The organism is Streptomyces sp. NPDC048623, from assembly GCF_040650755.1.
Taxonomy (GTDB): domain Bacteria; phylum Actinomycetota; class Actinomycetes; order Streptomycetales; family Streptomycetaceae; genus Streptomyces.
This window is the reverse complement of sequence record NZ_JBEZHV010000010.1, coordinates 172,039-188,248: the sequence shown is the minus strand read 5'-3', so window position 1 is coordinate 188,248 and position 16,210 is coordinate 172,039. Positions and strand designations below refer to the sequence as shown.

Sequence of the window (16,210 nt, the reverse complement as noted above, 5' to 3'; positions counted from 1 at the left end):
TGGGTGGGCGTCATGAAGGCAGCCGTCTTCCAGGGGCCTGGCAGCGTCGCCTGGCAGGACGTACCCGATCCCGGCATCAAGGACCCCGGCGACGCCATCGTGCGCGTCGACGTCGTGACCATCTGCGGCACCGACCTGCACATCCTCAAGGGCGACGTGCCGGAGGTGACGCCCGGCCGGGTGCTCGGGCACGAGGCCGTCGGGACGGTGGTCGAGACCGGCCGCGACGTGCGGAGCGTACGGCCCGGGGACCGGGTCCTCGTCTCCTGCATCTCGGCCTGCGGCCGCTGCCGCTTCTGCCGCGAGGGCCGGTACGGCCAGTGCCGCGGCGGCGGGGGCTGGATCCTCGGCCACCTGATCGACGGCACCCAGGCGGAGTTCGTACGGGTGCCGTTCGCCGACCTGTCCGTGCATCCGCTGCCCAGCACCGTCGACAGCACCGACGCCGTGCTGCTCGCCGACATCTTCCCCACCTCCTACGAGGTCGGCGTCCTCAACGGCGCCGTCACGCCCGGCGACACGGTCGTCGTGGTCGGCGCGGGCCCCATCGGCCTCGCCGCCATCACCACCGCCCGCCTCTACAGCCCCGGCCGGATCGTCGCCGTCGACCTCGCCGACTCCCGGCTCGCCGCGGCGCGCGAGTTCGGCGCCGACGCCACCGCGCGCGCCGACGAAGGGCCGGAGCAGCTGGTCGCGGACCTCACCGAGGGCCTGGGCGCCGACGTGGTGATGGAGGCGGTGGGCGTCCCGCAGACCTTCGAACTGTGCACGCGGATGGTCCGCCCCGGCGGCCGGGTCGCCAACATCGGCGTCCACGGCAAGCCCGCGACCCTGCACCTCGAAGACCTGTGGATCAAGGACGTCACGATCACCACCGGCCTCGTGGACACCTCGTCCACGCCCATGCTGCTGCGCATGATGGCGGCCGGACGGCTCCCGGCGGCGGGCCTCATCACCCATCGCTTCGAACTGGGCCAGATGGAGGAGGCGTACGACGTGTTCGGCCGCGCGGCCGACACCGGGGCCCTCAAGGTCGCGCTCGGCAGCCCGCCGCACACCGTCGTCGACACCACGGACACCGCCGGGTAGCCGGTGCGTCCCCCGCGCACCGGGGACCCCTCGCCCGCCGCCCCACCACGGCCATCCGGAGGCAGCATGACCGGCCCGCCCGCGAGCGGAGCACCTGACGGCCCGCCCGCGGGCAGGTCACCCGGACCCGCTGGTCCGTCCGGGGGAACGCCCTCGGAAGCCCTTCCGCTCGGCTCCCCTCCGCACGGCTCCCCGCCGCAGGCGCTCGTCCTGGACACCGACGGCGTCCTGCTCGACTCCGCCGTCGTGCACGCGGCGGCGTGGAAGACCGCCTTCGACGCCTGCCTCGGCCGGGCGGGGCCCGGGGCGGCGGGGCGGCAGGCGCCGTTCGACCCGGACACCGACTACCGCCGGTACGTCGACGGGAAGGCGCGGTACGAAGGCGCCGAGGCGTTCCTGACCGCCCGCGGGCTTCGGTTGCCCCCCGGGTCTCCCGACGACCCGCCCGGCTGCGCCACCGTCTGGGCCGTCGCGGCCCGCAAGGAGGCCGCCTTCCAGGACGCCCTCGCCGCCGCACCCGTCGTCCCCTTTCCGGACGTCGCGGCGGCGCTCGGTGCCCTGCGCTCGCTCGGGGTGCCGTGCGTCGCCGTGTCGGCCTCCCGCCACGCCCGAGCGCTGATCGACTCCGCGGGCCTCTCCGGTCTGCTCACCTCCGTCGTCGACGGCACGGACGCCACCCGCCTCGGTCTCGCGGGCAAGCCGGACCCGGCCCTGTTCCTGCACGCCGCCGGTGTCCTGGGCACCACGCCCGGCGCCGCCGCCGTGGTCGAGGACGCCCTCGCCGGCGTCCGCGCGGGCCACCGGGGCGGCTTCGGACTGGTCGTCGGCATCGACCGCACCCCGGACGGGCACGTCACCGCCCCGCTGCGCGAAGCGGGCGCCGACCTGGTGGTCCCGGACCTGACGACCCTGGTCCGGCGCGTATGGCGGGTGGCCGGATGAGCGAGGACCGGAGCGAGGACCGAAGCGAGGGCCGGAGTGGGAGCCCGCACGTGGACAGCTCGTACAAGAGCCGCGACGGGAAGCGGAGCCCGGAGAGGAACCGGGAGCGGAGTCGGGAGCGGAGCCGGCGCGCGAACGGGAGCCGGAACTGGACCTGGAACTACCCCTGTTACGAGCCGGAGAACGAACGGCTGGTCGAGGCCCTCTGCGCCCTCGGCAACGGCCGCTTCGCCACCCGCGGTTCGGCGCCCGAGTGCCCGGCAGGCCCCGTCCACTACCCGGGCACCTATCTCGCCGGCTGCTACGACCGGAGCACCTCGACCGTCGCCGGCCGCAGGATCGAGAACGAGGACCTGGTCAACCTGCCCGACTGGACCCGGCTGCGCTACCGTTGCGTGCCCGCGGACGCCCCGCCCGGACCGTGGCTGACCCCCGACTCCGCCGATCTGCGCCACTACGGCGTGCGGCTCGACCTGCACGGCGGAGTGCTCACCCGCAGCCTGCACTTCCAGGACGCGCGCGGCCACGGCCTGCGCGTCGGCCACACCCGGATCGTGCACATGGGAGACGCCGGGCTCGCCGCCCAGCGCACGGTGTTCCACGCCTACGGCTGGACCGGAACCGTCGAGGTCGAATCCGTCCTCGACGGCGAGGTCACCAACGCCGGCGTCGAGCGCTACCGGAACCTGGAAGGACGCCATCTCACCGACCGGCAGGGCGGGTTCGACCCCGGCGGCATCGCCTGGCTGAGCTGCCGGACCACCGACCCGGCCACCCGGCTCGCCCTGGCCGTACGCACCACCACCCGCCCGGCGCGCCCGGCCCGCGAGACGGTCGACGGCGCCCGCACCGTCCAGACCTACCGGCTGCCGGTCGGCCCCGGCCGCGGGGCGAGCCTCGTCAAGACCCTCGCCCTGCACGCCTCCACGGACCGGCCCGCCACCGACCCCCTCACGGCCGCCCGCGACGCCGTCGCCCGCGCCCCGGAATTCCCCCGGCTGCTCGCCACCCACCGGTCCGCCTGGCAACGCCTCTGGGAACAGGGCGAGTTGCACGTCCCCGGTGAGGCCGGCCGCATCCTGCGGCTGCATCTCTTCCATCTGCTCCAGACCCTCTCCCCGCACACGGCCGAACTCGACGTGGGCGTCCCCGCCCGCGGCCTGCACGGCGAGGCCTACCGGGGTCATGTCTTCTGGGACGAGCTGTTCGTCCTCCCGTACCTCGACCTCCACTTCCCCGAGGTGGCCCGCGCCCTGCTCCTCCACCGGCACCGCCGGCTCCCGGCCGCCCGGGCCGCCGCCCGCGCGGCCGGCGAGACCGGGGCCAGATACCCCTGGCAGAGCGCGAGTTCGGGCCGCGAGGAGACCCAGGAACTGCACCTCAACCCGCGCTCAGGGCGCTGGCTGCCCGACCACTCACGGCTCCAGCGCCATGTCGGCTCGGCCATCGCGTACAACATCTGGCGGTACGCGCGCACCACCGGCGACCGCGGCTTCCTGTACGCCGAAGGGGCCGAGATGCTCCTGGAGATCGCCCGCCACTGGGCCGGGACCGCCCGCTTCGACCCGCTCCTGGGCCGCTACCGGATCCGCGGCGTCGTCGGCCCCGACGAGTACCACGACTCCTATCCCGACGCCGAGACGCCCGGCATCGACGACAACGCCTACACCAACGCCACCGCCGCCTGGGTGCTCGCCCGCGCCCTCGACCTGCTCGGCGAACTCCCGGACGCACGGCGCGCGGAACTGGCCGAGCGCATGGCGCTCGACAGCACCGAACTCGCCCGCTGGGACGACGTCTCCCGGCGCCTCCATCTGCCCTTCCACCAGGGCGTGGTGAGCCAGTTCGAGGGGTACGGGGACCTTGCGGAGCTCGACTGGGACGCGTACCGCGCCCGCTACGGAGACATCCGCCGGCTCGACCGGATCCTGGAGGCCGAGGGCGACACCGTCAACCGCTACCAGGCCTCCAAGCAGGCCGACACCCTCATGCTCGGCTACCTCTTCCGGCCCGGTGAGCTGGCCGAGCTGTTCACCCGGCTCGGGTACCACCTGGACGACGAGACCTGGCGCGCCACCGTCGCGTACCACCTGCGGCGCACCAGCCACGGCTCGACCCTCAGCAGCCTCGTCCACGGCTGGGTGCTCGCCCGGCAGAAGGGCGCCGACGCCTGGCGCTACTGCGAGGAGGCGCTGCTCGGCGACGTGGCCGACCTCCAGGGCGGCACCACCGGCGAGGGCATCCACCTCGGCGCGATGGCGGGCACGATCGACCTCGTCGAGCGCGGGATCACCGGCCTGGAGGCGGGCCCCGACGGCATCCGGGTGTCACCGGTGCCCCTCGCCCAGATCCCCCGCTTCGCCTTCACCCTCTGCTACCGCGGCCACCGGGGCGTCCGGATCCGGGTGCTCCCCGGACGCCTGGGCCTCCGGGCCCCCGCCTCGCTCCCGGAACCGCTCGGAGTCCTCCTTCCCGACGGGCCCGGCGGGCGGCGGTACGCCGTCGCGCCGGGGGAGGAGCGCTGGTTCCGGCTGTGAGGACGCGCGGGCTCGTCGCCTCGTTCGCGCGAGGCCTCATCGCCTCATTCGAAGGACAGCACGTCGGCGACGGGGCGGCGCGGCGTGGCCCGGACCGGCGGCCCGTACCCCATGCGGATCATCATGTGCACGAACCCCGTCGTGGACGCCGGATCGCGGGCCACGGCACGCAGTTCCGGCCATTCGAGCGGCTGGGACATGAGGGAGGTCGACAGGCCCTCCAGGGTGGCCATGAGCAGGACCCGGTGCATCGCCTGGCCGGCCTTCAGCCACTCCGCCGGGGTGTCGTCCACCGTGCCGAGCAGCGCGATCTGCGGACTCTTCTCGAAGCGCGCGGACTCCCGGGAGGGGGCGCCGGGGCCACGGGTGCCGAAGTCCCGGACCGGCGAGGTCACGTCGTACTGCCGGGGGCCGATCGCGTACGAGGGAATGCCCTCGGTCCCCTTCTCGCCCTCGGCGCCGGTGCGCATCCAGGTGTCGATCTCCTGGCGCACGGTCGGGTCGGCGGACTGGAAACGCTCCGAGTCGTGGAAGAGATCGAGCACCATCGCGGTGTGCCAGGCGCCGGGCACGACCAGGCGGCAGCCCTCCAGGAACGCCGCGGAGCGCAGCGTGTCGAGGATCTCGGGCGCGATGCGTTCGTCGGTGAACGGGAGCCGGCTGGTGTGCCGCTCCCGCAGCGCGGGATGCAGCGCCGCGAGCCCGGCGTCGCGGTCGCCGACCGCTTCGGGCAGGCGGACGTCGGCGAAGTGCCAGGGATCGGCGGGGTCGGGCAGGAGGTGCGTGACCGCGTGCCGCCCGTGGTGGGCGGCGGACACCCGCAGCCCGAACAGGACGGCGCCGCAGCCGAGATGGAGGGCCCGGTGGTCGGGGTCCTCGCGGGGCATGGCGCGCTCGGGATCCCCGTACAGCTCGACGGTGCCGGTGTCCGTCCGGTGGACGAATTTCCACGGCTGCGCGTTGTGCATCGACGGGGCGGTGACGGCGTCCTCGATCAGCGACGTCACGAGCGTGCGGGTCGGAGCGGTGGTGGACACGGTTCCTCCTGATCCTGATCGCGAGGTCACCGAAGGGGATCCGACGGGGCCGGCGGGGGAGGGGTGCGGGGCGCCGCCGGTGCCGTGCCCGGCCGACGGCTTCGTCACGTTGTCCCGGTGCCTGATCGCAGCGCCTCCTGTACGAGCCTACGGACGGCCGACCGTCCCATGCCACCACGATCGGGTCCCGACCGCGTTCCGGGGAGGGCCGAACGGTCCCCTAGACACGGCCCGACAGGGCCCGCACGTGGCCCCGGCGGCCCTGCGACCCCCCGACCGGCGGATGCGACGGTGGGAACAGACCGACGCACCACGGGCTCGGTGGACCCTGGAACCGAGGGCCGGCCGGACCGATGGACCCGCAGGCCGATGGATCTGCGGATCGATGGACCCGCGAGCCCGCGAGCCCGCGGTCCCAGGAACCGATGGACCGGCGGACCGACGAGCTCGCGGACCGAGGCCCTGCGAGCCGTGGCTCCAGGAGCTGATGGGCCCACGGAGCCATCGGCCCATCAGCCCGTGGGCCGACGGGCGCGCGGATCCTGGGACCGGCCGGACGGGCGGCCCCGCGGACCCATGGACGCACGCGTCCTGGGAGGACGGACGAGGAGGAGCCATGGACGGAACCACCGACCGCCCCGGCCCCGGGTCTGCCCCCGGCCCCGACCCCGGTTCCGGACCCGGTTCTGGACCCGGACGGGTCGTCGTCGGCGTGGACGGGTCGCCGTCCGCCGACGCGGCGGCCGTCTGGGCCGCGCGGGAGGCCGACCTGAGGCACACCGGTCTCGTCATCGTCCATGCCACCGACACCCGCGCCCTCTACCTGCCGCAGGCCGAGACGGAGCGGATACAGCAGGCGGGCCGGGAGCTCCTCGACCGGACCGCCCGGGCCGCCGAGGCACGCCACCCCGGGCTGTCCGTCGTGACGGAGATCGACGAAGGCGCCGCCCCCGCCGCGCTGCGCGCCGCCGCGGGCCCGACCGGCACGATCGTCGTCGGCCACCGCGGCCTCGGCGGGTTCTCCTCCCTCGTGCTCGGCTCCGTCGGCCTCGAACTCGCGGCCGCCGCCACGGCACCCGTCGTCGTGATCCGCGGCGCGGACGAGCCCGCCGAGCCCCCCGGGCCCTCCGAGCCCGATGTCGTCCTCGCGGCCGTACGGGACGCGAACGACGCCGGGTGCGCCCGCGAGGCCGCCCGCGAGGCCCTGCTCCGCAAGGTGCCGTTGCGCCTCTTCCACGTGTGGAAGGCCGTCCCGTACCTGCGGGGGAAGGCGGCCGCGCGGAACGGCGCGGAAGGCCAGGGCGTCGGCGAACACGTACGCGCCCTGACCGGCATCGCCGCGAGCCTTCGGGAGGAGTTCCCCGACCTCACGGTGGACACTCAGGGAGAGCGGGGCCCCAGCGTCCCCGGCGCGCTCGTCGAGGCGTCCCGGCACGCCGTCCTCCTGGTCGTCGGCGGCCGACGGGCCCCCGGATACCTCGGCCCGACCCTCGGCAGGACCACGCTCGGCCTGCTGCAGCACGCCCACTGCCCGGTGGAGCTGATCCCCCGGCACGGCGCCGGAACCGGACCCGGAACCGGAACCGGACACGGACACGGGAGCACGTCATGACCGCCACGACGGAACGCCGCGAGATCGTCGCCGGCGTCGACCCTCTCAGGAACTGGCACCTCGCGGTCGCCTGGGCGGCCGACGAGGCCCACCGCCGCCACCTCGGACTGCGCCTGGTGAGCGTCGTGACACCACCGCCCGACGCCCACCACGGGCGGCGGCCGGACCACGCCCGCGAACACACCCACGAGCCCTCCCACGACACCGCCCACCACCGGGCCCGGCAGGCGGAGGCACGGGAGATCCTGCACACCGCGGCCGCCTGGGCCGGCGACCGGCGGCCCGGCCTCCCGGTCACGACCGCCCTCCTCGACGGAGCCCCGGCGCGGGTCCTCGCCGGCCTGTCCCACGAGGCGGCCATGGTCGTCCTCGGCTCCCGGCACCTCAGCCGCACCGAGGAGTTCCTGAGCGCCGGCTCGCTCGTCGTCCCCGTCACCGCGCAGGCGCGCTGCCCGGTCGTCGTCGTGGGCGACGCCGAGCACACCACACAGGACCCGCCGTACCTCGCCGTCGGTGTCGACGGCAGCGCCTCCTCCCGGGCCGCGCTGGCCCTCGCGTTCGAGGAGGCGGACCTGCGGGGCTGCGCCCTGCGCGCCGTCGCTGTCTGGCAGCCGCCGGTGTTCAGCTTCCACACCGGCGAAGAGCTGTTCCATGCCGAACGGCGACTCCTCGCCGAGACCACCGCCGGCTGGGCGGAGAAGTACCCCGACGTGCGCCTCACCCACGAGGTGCTCGTCGGCTCGCCGGTCGAGCGCCTCGCCGAGGCCGCCGAACACGCGCTCGCGCTCGTCCTCGGGCGCCGGGGCCAGGGCGGATACACCGGGATGCGGGTCGGCTCCGTCGTGCACGGACTGCTGCACCGCGCCCACTGCCCCGTGATCACCGTCCCCGTGGGGTGACCCCGCGATGCCCACCCCGCCTCCGGCGTCGACCCCGATGACGAAGTCCCCGACAGCCGGGTCCGCCGGGTCGTCCGCCCTGGCCGCGGACCCGGCGACCGGCCTCACCGAGGCGGAAGCCGCCCGCCGGCTCGCCGCCGAGGGCCCCAACGAGGTGGCCGCACGGCAGCCCGTGCGCCTCCCGAGCCGGATCCTGGCCCAGCTGCGCGACCCGCTGATCATGGTGCTGCTCGGCGCCGTCGTCCTCACCCTCGCGATCGGCGACCACCCGGACGCGATCGTGATCGCGCTCGTCGTCGTCGTGAACACGACCGTCGGCGTCGTCCAGGAGATCCGCGCCGACAACGCCGTCGCCGCCCTCTCCGCCCTCAGCGCGCCGCACGCCCAGGTACGGCGCGACGGCGCCGTACGCGACCTGCCGGCGGCGGAGGTCGTGCCGGGGGACGTCCTGCTGCTCGCCGAGGGCGACATCGTCGCCGCCGACGCGGCGCTCGCCGAGGCCTCGGCGCTGCTCCTCGACGAGTCCATGCTCACGGGGGAGTCCGTGGCCGTGGACAAGACCACGGGGGACACCCTGAGCGCCGGGACCGTCGTCGTACGCGGCCGGGGCGTCGCCACGGTCACGGCGACGGGTGCCGCGAGCGCCCTCGGCCGGATCGCCGCCCTGCTCGACGACCGCCGCGACCCGACCCCGCTGCAGCGCCGTCTCGCCGCCCTCGGGCGCGTCCTGGCCGTCGTGACCCTCGCCCTGTGCGTCCTGGTCTTCGCGCTCGGCCTGATCCGGGGACTCCCGCTCGGCACGATGGCGGTCACCGCCATCAGCCTGGCCGTGGCCGCCGTCCCCGAGTCCCTGCCCGCCGTCGTCACCCTCGCCCTCGCCCTCGGCGCCCGCCGCATGGTCGCCCGGCACGCCCTGGTGCGGCGGCTGCCCGCCGTGGAGACGCTCGGCTCGGTGTCCGTCCTCGCCACCGACAAGACCGGCACCCTCACCGAGGGCCGCATGGTCGTGCAGCACGTCTGGACGCCGCGCGGGAGCCTGGAGCTGGAGTTCACGGGCGTGGGGTACGAGCCCGAGGGCGACGCCCTGGTCGACGGCCGGGCGGCGGAGCCGGACGAGCTCCGGCCCGTACGGGAACTGCTCACCGCGGCGGCCCTGTGCAACGACGCGACGCTTCACCCGCCGGACGGCGAAGGTCCCGACGCCCGCTGGACGGTCCTGGGCGACCCCATGGAGGGCGCCCTGCTCACCGCCGCGGCCAAGGCCGGCTGCCCCGACCGGGCCGAACTCGCCGCGAGCCGCCCCCGGATCGCCGAGGCACCCTTCGACAGCCTCCGCCGCCGCATGACCACCCTCCACCGTTACCTCGACCGGGCCCCGGACCGGAGCCCCGCCCCGGACGCCGACCAGCATCCCGGCTGGCACCCGGGCCCGGCCCCCGACCGGCACCCTGACGGGCACCGCGACCCGGACTCCGGCCGGTACCACGACCCGGCCCCCGGCCGGCACCCCGGACAGCACCCCGGCCTGGACCTTGGCCGACACCCTGACGGGCACCTTGACCCGGCCCCTGGCCGGCAACGCGACCCGAACCCGGACCGGAGCTCCGGCCGGGACGCCGACTGGCACCCCGGCCAGGACCCCGACCGGCATCATGACGGGCACCTCGACCCGGCCCCCGGCTGGCAACGCGACCCGAACCCGGACCGGAGCTCCGGCCGGGACGCCGCCCGGCACCCCGACCCGGGCCCCGGCCCGGGCCCCGGCGGACCGGTTCTCGTCTGTCTCAAGGGCGCGCCCGACGCCGTACTCGATCCCGCCTTCCTGACCGACGGACCCGGCACCCTCGACCTGGCCCGCGAGCGGGCCGCGCGCCTTGCCGAGCGGGGGTACCGGGTGCTCGCCGTGGCCTCGGGGGTACGGGACGGGGTGCCCGACCCGGTCACCGCGGCGGAGTCGGGGCTCGCGCTGCTCGGGCTCGTCGCGCTCAGCGACCCGCCCAAGCCGCACGCCGCCGCGACCCTCGCCGCCTGCCGGTCGGCCGGCATCACCCCCGTACTCATCACCGGCGACCACCCGGCGACCGCACGGGCGATCGCCACCCGCGTCTCCCTCCTCGGCGAAGGCGATGGCGAACTCGAAGGCGACGGCGGTGAGGCCGGTGAGCCGGACGGGCGGGTCGTGACCGGCGCGGACGTGGCCGCCGGACGGGTCGCCGACCTCACCTCGGTCCGGGTCTTCGCCCGCACCGACCCGCAGCAGAAGCTGGACGTCGTCGAGGCCTGGCGGGACGCGGGCGCGGTGACGGCGATGACCGGCGACGGCGTGAACGACGGCCCGGCCCTGCACCGGGCGGACATCGGCGTCGCGATGGGCGCGCGGGGCACGGAGGTCGCGCGCCAGGCCGCCGACCTGGTCCTCACGGACGACGAACTGTCCACGGTCGTCGCGGCCGTCGAGGAGGGACGGCGGGTCTACGACAACATCCGCCGCTTCCTGGTCTACGGCATGGCCGGCGGCGCCGCCGAGATCCTCGTGATGCTCGCCGGCCCCCTCCTCGGCCTCCCGCTGCCACTGCGGGCCGGCCAGATCCTGTGGATCAACCTCCTCACCCATGGCCTCACCGGGGTCGCCATGGGCGCCGAACCGGCCTCGCCCGGCACGATGCGCCGCCCGCCGCGCCCGCCCGACCAGCACATCCTCGGCGGCGGCGCCTGGCAGCGACTGCTGCTGCTGGCCGGTGTCGTCACGGCCGCCACGCTCGCCGCGGGCCTCGCCGCCAAGGCCCTGGACCTGCCCTGGCAGAGCGTCCTCTTCCTCGCTCTCCTCGCCGCCCAGCTCGGCGTCGTGCTCGGCCTGCGGGCCCGGCTGTTCACCCCGCGGAACCCCTTCCTGCCGCTGTCCGTCCTCGCCTCCGCCCTGCTCGGCGCGGCGGCGCTCTACGTGCCCTTCCTGCGTTCCGTCCTGGAGACCGAGCCGCTCGGCTGGACCGGCGTCGGCCTGGCCGCGGCCTGCGCGCCCGTCGGATTCCTCGCCGCGCGGCTCGTCCGTACCGCGTTCCGTACCGGGTCCCGTACCGCGTCTCGTACCGCGCCCCGTGCCGGGGACCGGAACGGCACTCCGGGAGGAACGCCCCAGCCATCCGGGCTACGGTGAGAGCGGGCGTGGCGGGCGGGCGCGACGAGTGCGGTCGGCGCGCGCCCGAGGGGACCGGAGGTGCCGATGGGCCGCGAGGACAGTGCCGTACCGGACGCACGGCTGCCCCGGCTCCGGCTCGACCAGCTCGTGGACGAGCTCCAGGCGCGGATCGACGAGGTGCGGGGCGCGCGCGACCGGTTCACCGGACTCCTGGAAGCCGTCATGTCCGTCGGCCGTGAACTCGACCTGCCGCATGTGCTGCGCGGCATCGTGGAGGCGGCGGTGACCCTGGTCGACGCCGAGTACGGCGCGCTCGGGGTGATCGGCGACGACCACAGACACCTCTCCGCGTTCCTCGCGACCGGCGTCGACGACGAGCTCAGGGAGCGGATCGGCGCGCCGCCGTCCGGGCACGGCATCCTCGGGGAGCTGATCCGCCACCCCGAGCCGCTGCGGCTCGCGGAGCTGTCGGACCACCCCGCCTCGTACGGCTTCCCGCCCCACCACCCGCCGATGCACTCGTTCCTGGGCGTGCCCATCAGGGTCCGCGACGAGGTGTTCGGCAACCTCTACCTCACCGAGAAGCGGGGCGGCGCGGAGTTCGACGCCGAGGACGAGGCCGTCGTCACCACCCTCGCGGTCGCCGCCGGCATCGCCATCGAGAACGCGCGCCTGTACGAGGAGGGCCGGCTGCGCCAGCGCTGGCTCGCCGCGGGATCCGACGTCACCAGCGCCCTGCTGTCCGGCGCGGAGGAGGCGGAGGTCCTCGACGGCATGCTGGAACAGGCGGTGGACATCGCCGGCGCCGACCTCGGCGTCTTCTACCTCGTAGGCCCGGGCGGCGAGCTGCGCACCTCGCTGGCCTGCGGCGACGGCGCCGACGCGCACCGGGGCCTGACGCTGCGCGGCAGCGAGGGGACCCTGGCCGCCGCGGCGCTCCACCGGGACGGCGGCGGCCTGGTCACCGTGGCCGATGTCGCGAGCGACGAGCGCATCACCGTGGAGCGCGAACGCTGGCACGGGTACGGGCCGGCGGTCGCCGTCACCGTCGGCACGAAGGAACGGCTCAGCGGCGTCCTGGTCCTCGCCCGGAGCGACGGCCGCCCGCCCTTCACGAGCGCCGAGACGGGTGCCCTCCCCGGGTTCGCGGGGCAGGCGGCGCTCGCCCTGGAGCTGGCCGAGCGGCGCCGTGACGCCGAACAGGTGAGCCTCCTGGAGGACCGTGACCGCATCGCCCGCGACCTGCACGACCTGGCCATCCAGCGCCTGTTCGCCACCGGCATGACCCTGCAGAGCGCCCGCCGTTTCGTCGACCACCCGGAGGCGGTGGACCGGCTGTCCCGGGCGGTCGACGACCTGGACGCCACCATCAAGATCATCCGGTCGACCATCTTCGGACTGCGCGAGCACGACACCGGCGGCAGCACCCCGAAGCTCCGCAACCGCGTCGTGAAGACCGTCGACGCGGCCGCCGGCACCCTCGGGTACGCCCCGGCGCTGCGCATGGAGGGCCTGCTCGACACGGACGTACCGACCGGGACGGCGGACGAGGTGATCGCGGTGATCGGCGAGGCGCTCACGAACGTGGCCCGTCACGCGCGTGCCCGCCACGCCGAGGTCGCGGTCGTGGCCGGCGACGGCGTCCTCTCGGTGACGGTGAGCGACGACGGCGTCGGCATCCCGCCCGGCGGCACCACCCGCAGCGGACTGCGCAACCTGACCGAACGCGCCGAACGCCTGGGCGGCGACCTCACCGTCCGCGCGCGCCCGGAATCGGCGGGCCGGGGCACGGTCCTGGAATGGCGCGTCCCGCTGGCGGGCGGCGCGGGGAGGTGAGCCCGGCGGCCTAGGGCCTGTCCGGCGGATCATGGCCGGGTCCGCGACGCCTGGCACGGCACCTCGCTGCTTCCCCTCGGCCCTGGCGGGCCTGGGGAGACCCCATGCACCAGACGCCGCGGCCTGTCCGGCCCTGATCCGCCGGACAGGCCCTAGCGCTCGTCGGCGTCCTGCCCGTGCCCGTGACCGGGCCCGTGTCCCTGCGTGTGCCCGTGTTCGTGCCCGTGCTCGGCCTCGTGCTCGTGGACCTGGGCGGCGATGACGGCCGCCTGCACGCGGCGCTCCACGCCCAGCTTCCCGAGGAGCCGCGAGATGTGGTTCTTCACCGTCTTCTCCGACAGATAGAGCCGTTCGGCGATCTGCCGGTTGGTGAGCCCCTCGCCGATCAGCTCCAGTACGGACCGCTCCCGCTCGGACAGGGCGGCGAGCCGCTCGTCCTCCGGCGGCTTCGCGTCCTCCGGGTCCCGCAGCGAGTGCATCAGCCGCGCGGTGGTGGCCGGATCGAGCATCGACTGGCCGGTGGCCACCGTCCGTACCGCCGAGACCAGGTCCGAGCCCTTGATCTGTTTGAGCACATAGCCGGCGGCACCGGCCATGATCGCGTCGATCAGCGCGTCCTCGTCGTCGAACGAGGTCAGCATCAGACAGGCGAGCCCCGGCATCCGCGAGCGCAGCTCCCGGCACACGGAGATCCCGTCCCCGTCCGGCAGCCGTACGTCGAGCACGGCCACGTCCGGCCGCACCGCCGGCCCCCTGGCCAGCGCCTGCTCCGCCGTCCCCGCCTCCCCGACCACCTGCATGTCGTCCTCGTCGTCGATCAGATCGCGCAGCCCGCGCCGCACGACCTCGTGATCGTCCACGAGGAACACGCGGGTGGCTGCCCCGGCTGCCGGCTGATCGGTCATGGTGCCCCCTGTGCGCTCGGTGGTTCGGCCCGTCTTCACAAGGATTGTCCGTCAAACGGCGTTGTCCGGGTATGCGGCGCCCGATCACCCGATGGGACGAACCCACGGCCGGAGGACGACCGCGGCGCGCCCGAGCCCCTCCCGTGTGGCTGCGATCAGGGGACCGACCACCCCGGATCACGGGATCACTTCCCGGAGATCCCGGCGGTGTGAGGGGAAGAGCGGCCGCTGTCGGCCGGGGCGCCGGGCGGTGAGGTGAGGGCGCTTGTGGCCACGACGAGGGCGATGAGCGTCGCCAGCGTTCCGAACACGGCGCGGGTGAGGGTGCGGACGCGGCGTTCGCTCGCGGCGCGGACGGACCACGGCTGGGCGAGGGTGGCGACCGAGGCGTCCTTGACGCGGGTTCTGAGCGCCTGGCCAGAGGCGCCCGCGTCGGCGTCCGGCAGGCGGCGGCCGAGGGCGGCGCGGGCGTTGCGCAGCCTGCCCGCGGTGGCGAAGGCGGTCGCGTGGGTCTCGGCGGCGGCCTCCTCCACGCTCAGGTCCAGGCCGTCGCACAACAGCACCGCCCGGCGCTGCCACGGCGGGAGTTCCAGGAACGCCCGCGCCACGGGGTCGGCGGCCGGCGGACCGGTGCGGTCGAGGCCGGGCCGCAGCCGGTGCCAGGGAGACAGCGCGTACTCGTGGGTGCGCGCCCGGACCCACCCCACGGGGTCGGGGTCGCGCGCGACCTCGGGCCAGCGTTCCCAGGCCCGGTGGAAGGCCTGCTCGGCGGACTCGAAGGCGAGGCGGCGGCATCCGGTCAGCACATAGGCCTGTTGGGTGAGACCGGGCACGGTGGAGACGTACAGCGCGTCGAAGGCCGACTCGGCACTCGGCGGCGGCGGCCGTTCCGCCGCGAGGGCCGAGTCCGGGCGGCTGGAGGGGAGCAACGGAGGAAACCTTTCTCTGGAAAACGCCTGGGCTCGGTCAGCGGGGCCGCCGCTCGGGCCCGGGGTCCGACCCCGGCCCCGGGCGCCGTCCCGCCCTGTCCGCACGGCTCGCGCCGGTGCCGCGGATGCTCCGGACGCCGCCCGAACCCGTGCCTTCGCCGCCGCCGGACCGCACCGCCGTCTCGTCGGCGGCGCCCCGGGCGCCGGCGCGGTTCAGGGGCACCGGGGAGTCGAGCCAGTAGGCGCCGAGTAAGCAGGCCATGGGAGTGGATTCACCGAATCTGTTCACGGTTCCCCAACGACGGCACCGACGGCCCGGAACGGCGGGACACCCTGGCGGAGGGTGGCGGATCATGAGCCGGCGTACCGGGGAGCGGACACGCATCACGACGGCGCCACCCCGGCTCGTACCAAGCGGTGGCGCCGTTGTGATGCGGGGACGGTCAGGAAGAACCCGTCACGCCTTGGAAGGCTGGGCGCGGCCCCGCCTCCGGGTCCGCTGTCTGCACGAGAACTGCCCGACCAGCTCCCAGAAACACACCAGGGAGGTGATGGGCGGGATCCCGAGCGTTACGAGGGCGAGCGCCGAACGGGACGAGTGGCTGACGCACAGGGCCACCGCCACCGCCGACGTCACCAGGAGAACACCCCAGGAGCGCCTCGCGGGCTGACGCTGCACAGCCGCCCGCAGGACCGACAGCGCCGCGACGGACCAGGGACCGTACAGCGTGAGGGGCCACCAGTGAGCGAGGTGCACGGGCAGTACGGACTCGGCGGTCGTGCTGAGCTGGGCGTAGGTGTACGTGATGGACCAGACGAGCAGACACGCCGCGCACAGCGCGATGGCGGCGAAGAGGGCCGTCACCTGGGTGATGCGCTGGTAGAGGCGGAGGAACTGCGGTTTCGGGCGGGTGCGGCGTCTGTCGATCCTGGGTGCCTGCGGGTCCCTTGGGGCGGAAGCGGGGGCCGGCCCCGGTTCCCTGGAGAGCAGTTGAGCCAGTTCCTCCTCGAGGTTCTCGTGATGCAGGGTGGATTCGGTCACCGTCTCGCCCCGGGGCTGCTGGGCGGGGATGGGCGTGCCGGCGTACGGGTCTCGTTCGTCCCGCCCCGCACCCACGGGGTACTGCGGGACCTCACGTCCCATCCCGGGGTACTCCGGCATGTCCCACCCCGAGCCCATGGGGTACTGCGGAGGAAGGTCGCGCCCTGCCCTGGGGTACTCCGGCATGTCGCGCACCGGGTCCATGGGGTACTGCGAAACGTTTCTCCCCACCCCGGGATACTCCCG

The 16,210-nt window shown here is 75.1% G+C and carries 11 protein-coding genes; 7 read left to right on the top strand and 4 right to left on the bottom strand.

Annotated elements, in window-relative coordinates:
• Window positions 1–12: 12 nt before the first annotated feature.
• From AB0C73_RS17405 to AB0C73_RS17395, 3 genes are all read left to right on the top strand, one after another.
• Window positions 13–1,089: a zinc-dependent alcohol dehydrogenase family protein gene (locus tag AB0C73_RS17405; RefSeq protein WP_362530372.1), complete on the top strand. Its 1,077-nt coding sequence runs from the start codon at window positions 13–15 to the stop codon at window positions 1,087–1,089.
• Window positions 1,090–1,155: 66 nt separating this feature from the next.
• Window positions 1,156–2,031 (top strand): HAD-IA family hydrolase, encoded by an 876-nt coding sequence (locus AB0C73_RS17400; RefSeq protein ID WP_362530371.1) that lies wholly within the window; start codon window positions 1,156–1,158, stop codon window positions 2,029–2,031.
• A 50-nt stretch (window positions 2,032–2,081) separates the two neighbouring features.
• Window positions 2,082–4,568: a glycoside hydrolase family 65 protein gene (locus AB0C73_RS17395; protein ID WP_362530368.1), complete on the top strand. Its 2,487-nt coding sequence runs from the start codon at window positions 2,082–2,084 to the stop codon at window positions 4,566–4,568.
• A gap of 44 nt (window positions 4,569–4,612) precedes the next feature.
• Here AB0C73_RS17395 and AB0C73_RS17390 read toward each other — a convergent pair whose 3' ends face one another.
• Window positions 4,613–5,605 (bottom strand): nitroreductase family protein, encoded by a 993-nt coding sequence (locus AB0C73_RS17390; protein WP_362530366.1) that lies wholly within the window; start codon window positions 5,603–5,605, stop codon window positions 4,613–4,615.
• A 616-nt stretch (window positions 5,606–6,221) separates the two neighbouring features.
• Here AB0C73_RS17390 and AB0C73_RS17385 point away from each other — a divergent pair.
• From AB0C73_RS17385 to AB0C73_RS17370, 4 genes are all read left to right on the top strand, one after another.
• Entirely contained in the window at window positions 6,222–7,217 is a 996-nt protein-coding gene (locus AB0C73_RS17385; RefSeq protein ID WP_362530365.1) for a universal stress protein, read from the top strand.
• Window positions 7,214–8,116, top strand: a complete 903-nt coding sequence (locus tag AB0C73_RS17380) for a universal stress protein (protein WP_362530362.1) — start codon at window positions 7,214–7,216, stop codon at window positions 8,114–8,116. Before AB0C73_RS17385 ends, AB0C73_RS17380 begins: the two co-directional genes overlap by 4 nt.
• Before the next feature lie 7 nt (window positions 8,117–8,123).
• Entirely contained in the window at window positions 8,124–11,270 is a 3,147-nt protein-coding gene (locus tag AB0C73_RS17375; protein ID WP_362530359.1) for an HAD-IC family P-type ATPase, read from the top strand.
• A gap of 66 nt (window positions 11,271–11,336) precedes the next feature.
• Window positions 11,337–13,088, top strand: a complete 1,752-nt coding sequence (locus tag AB0C73_RS17370) for a GAF domain-containing protein (RefSeq protein WP_362530357.1) — start codon at window positions 11,337–11,339, stop codon at window positions 13,086–13,088.
• A 152-nt stretch (window positions 13,089–13,240) separates the two neighbouring features.
• Here AB0C73_RS17370 and AB0C73_RS17365 read toward each other — a convergent pair whose 3' ends face one another.
• The 3 genes from AB0C73_RS17365 to AB0C73_RS17355 form a co-directional block, all read right to left on the bottom strand.
• Complete coding sequence (locus tag AB0C73_RS17365; protein ID WP_362530354.1) at window positions 13,241–13,993, bottom strand: response regulator transcription factor; 753 nt, start codon at window positions 13,991–13,993, stop codon at window positions 13,241–13,243.
• Between the two features lie 185 nt (window positions 13,994–14,178).
• Window positions 14,179–14,922, bottom strand: a complete 744-nt coding sequence (locus AB0C73_RS17360; RefSeq protein ID WP_362530352.1) for an RNA polymerase subunit sigma-70 — start codon at window positions 14,920–14,922, stop codon at window positions 14,179–14,181.
• 457 nt (window positions 14,923–15,379) lie between these two features.
• Complete coding sequence (locus tag AB0C73_RS17355) at window positions 15,380–16,066, bottom strand: DUF2637 domain-containing protein (RefSeq protein WP_362530350.1); 687 nt, start codon at window positions 16,064–16,066, stop codon at window positions 15,380–15,382.
• Window positions 16,067–16,210 lie beyond the last annotated feature (144 nt).

What these genes read in the sequence shown, in the direction of transcription:
- AB0C73_RS17405 (WP_362530372.1), top strand. Translation starts at nt 13, where the DNA reads ATGAAGGCAGCCGTCTTCCAGGGGCCTGGCAGCGTCGCCTGGCAGGAC.
- AB0C73_RS17400 (WP_362530371.1), top strand. Translation starts at nt 1,156, where the DNA reads ATGACCGGCCCGCCCGCGAGCGGAGCACCTGACGGCCCGCCCGCGGGC.
- AB0C73_RS17385 (WP_362530365.1), top strand. Translation starts at nt 6,222, where the DNA reads ATGGACGGAACCACCGACCGCCCCGGCCCCGGGTCTGCCCCCGGCCCC.
- AB0C73_RS17380 (WP_362530362.1), top strand. Translation starts at nt 7,214, where the DNA reads ATGACCGCCACGACGGAACGCCGCGAGATCGTCGCCGGCGTCGACCCT.
- AB0C73_RS17375 (WP_362530359.1), top strand. Translation starts at nt 8,124, where the DNA reads ATGCCCACCCCGCCTCCGGCGTCGACCCCGATGACGAAGTCCCCGACA.
- AB0C73_RS17370 (WP_362530357.1), top strand. Translation starts at nt 11,337, where the DNA reads ATGGGCCGCGAGGACAGTGCCGTACCGGACGCACGGCTGCCCCGGCTC.
- AB0C73_RS17365 (WP_362530354.1), bottom strand. Translation starts at nt 13,993, where the DNA reads ATGACCGATCAGCCGGCAGCCGGGGCAGCCACCCGCGTGTTCCTCGTG.
- AB0C73_RS17355 (WP_362530350.1), bottom strand. Translation starts at nt 16,066, where the DNA reads ATGGGACGTGAGGTCCCGCAGTACCCCGTGGGTGCGGGGCGGGACGAA.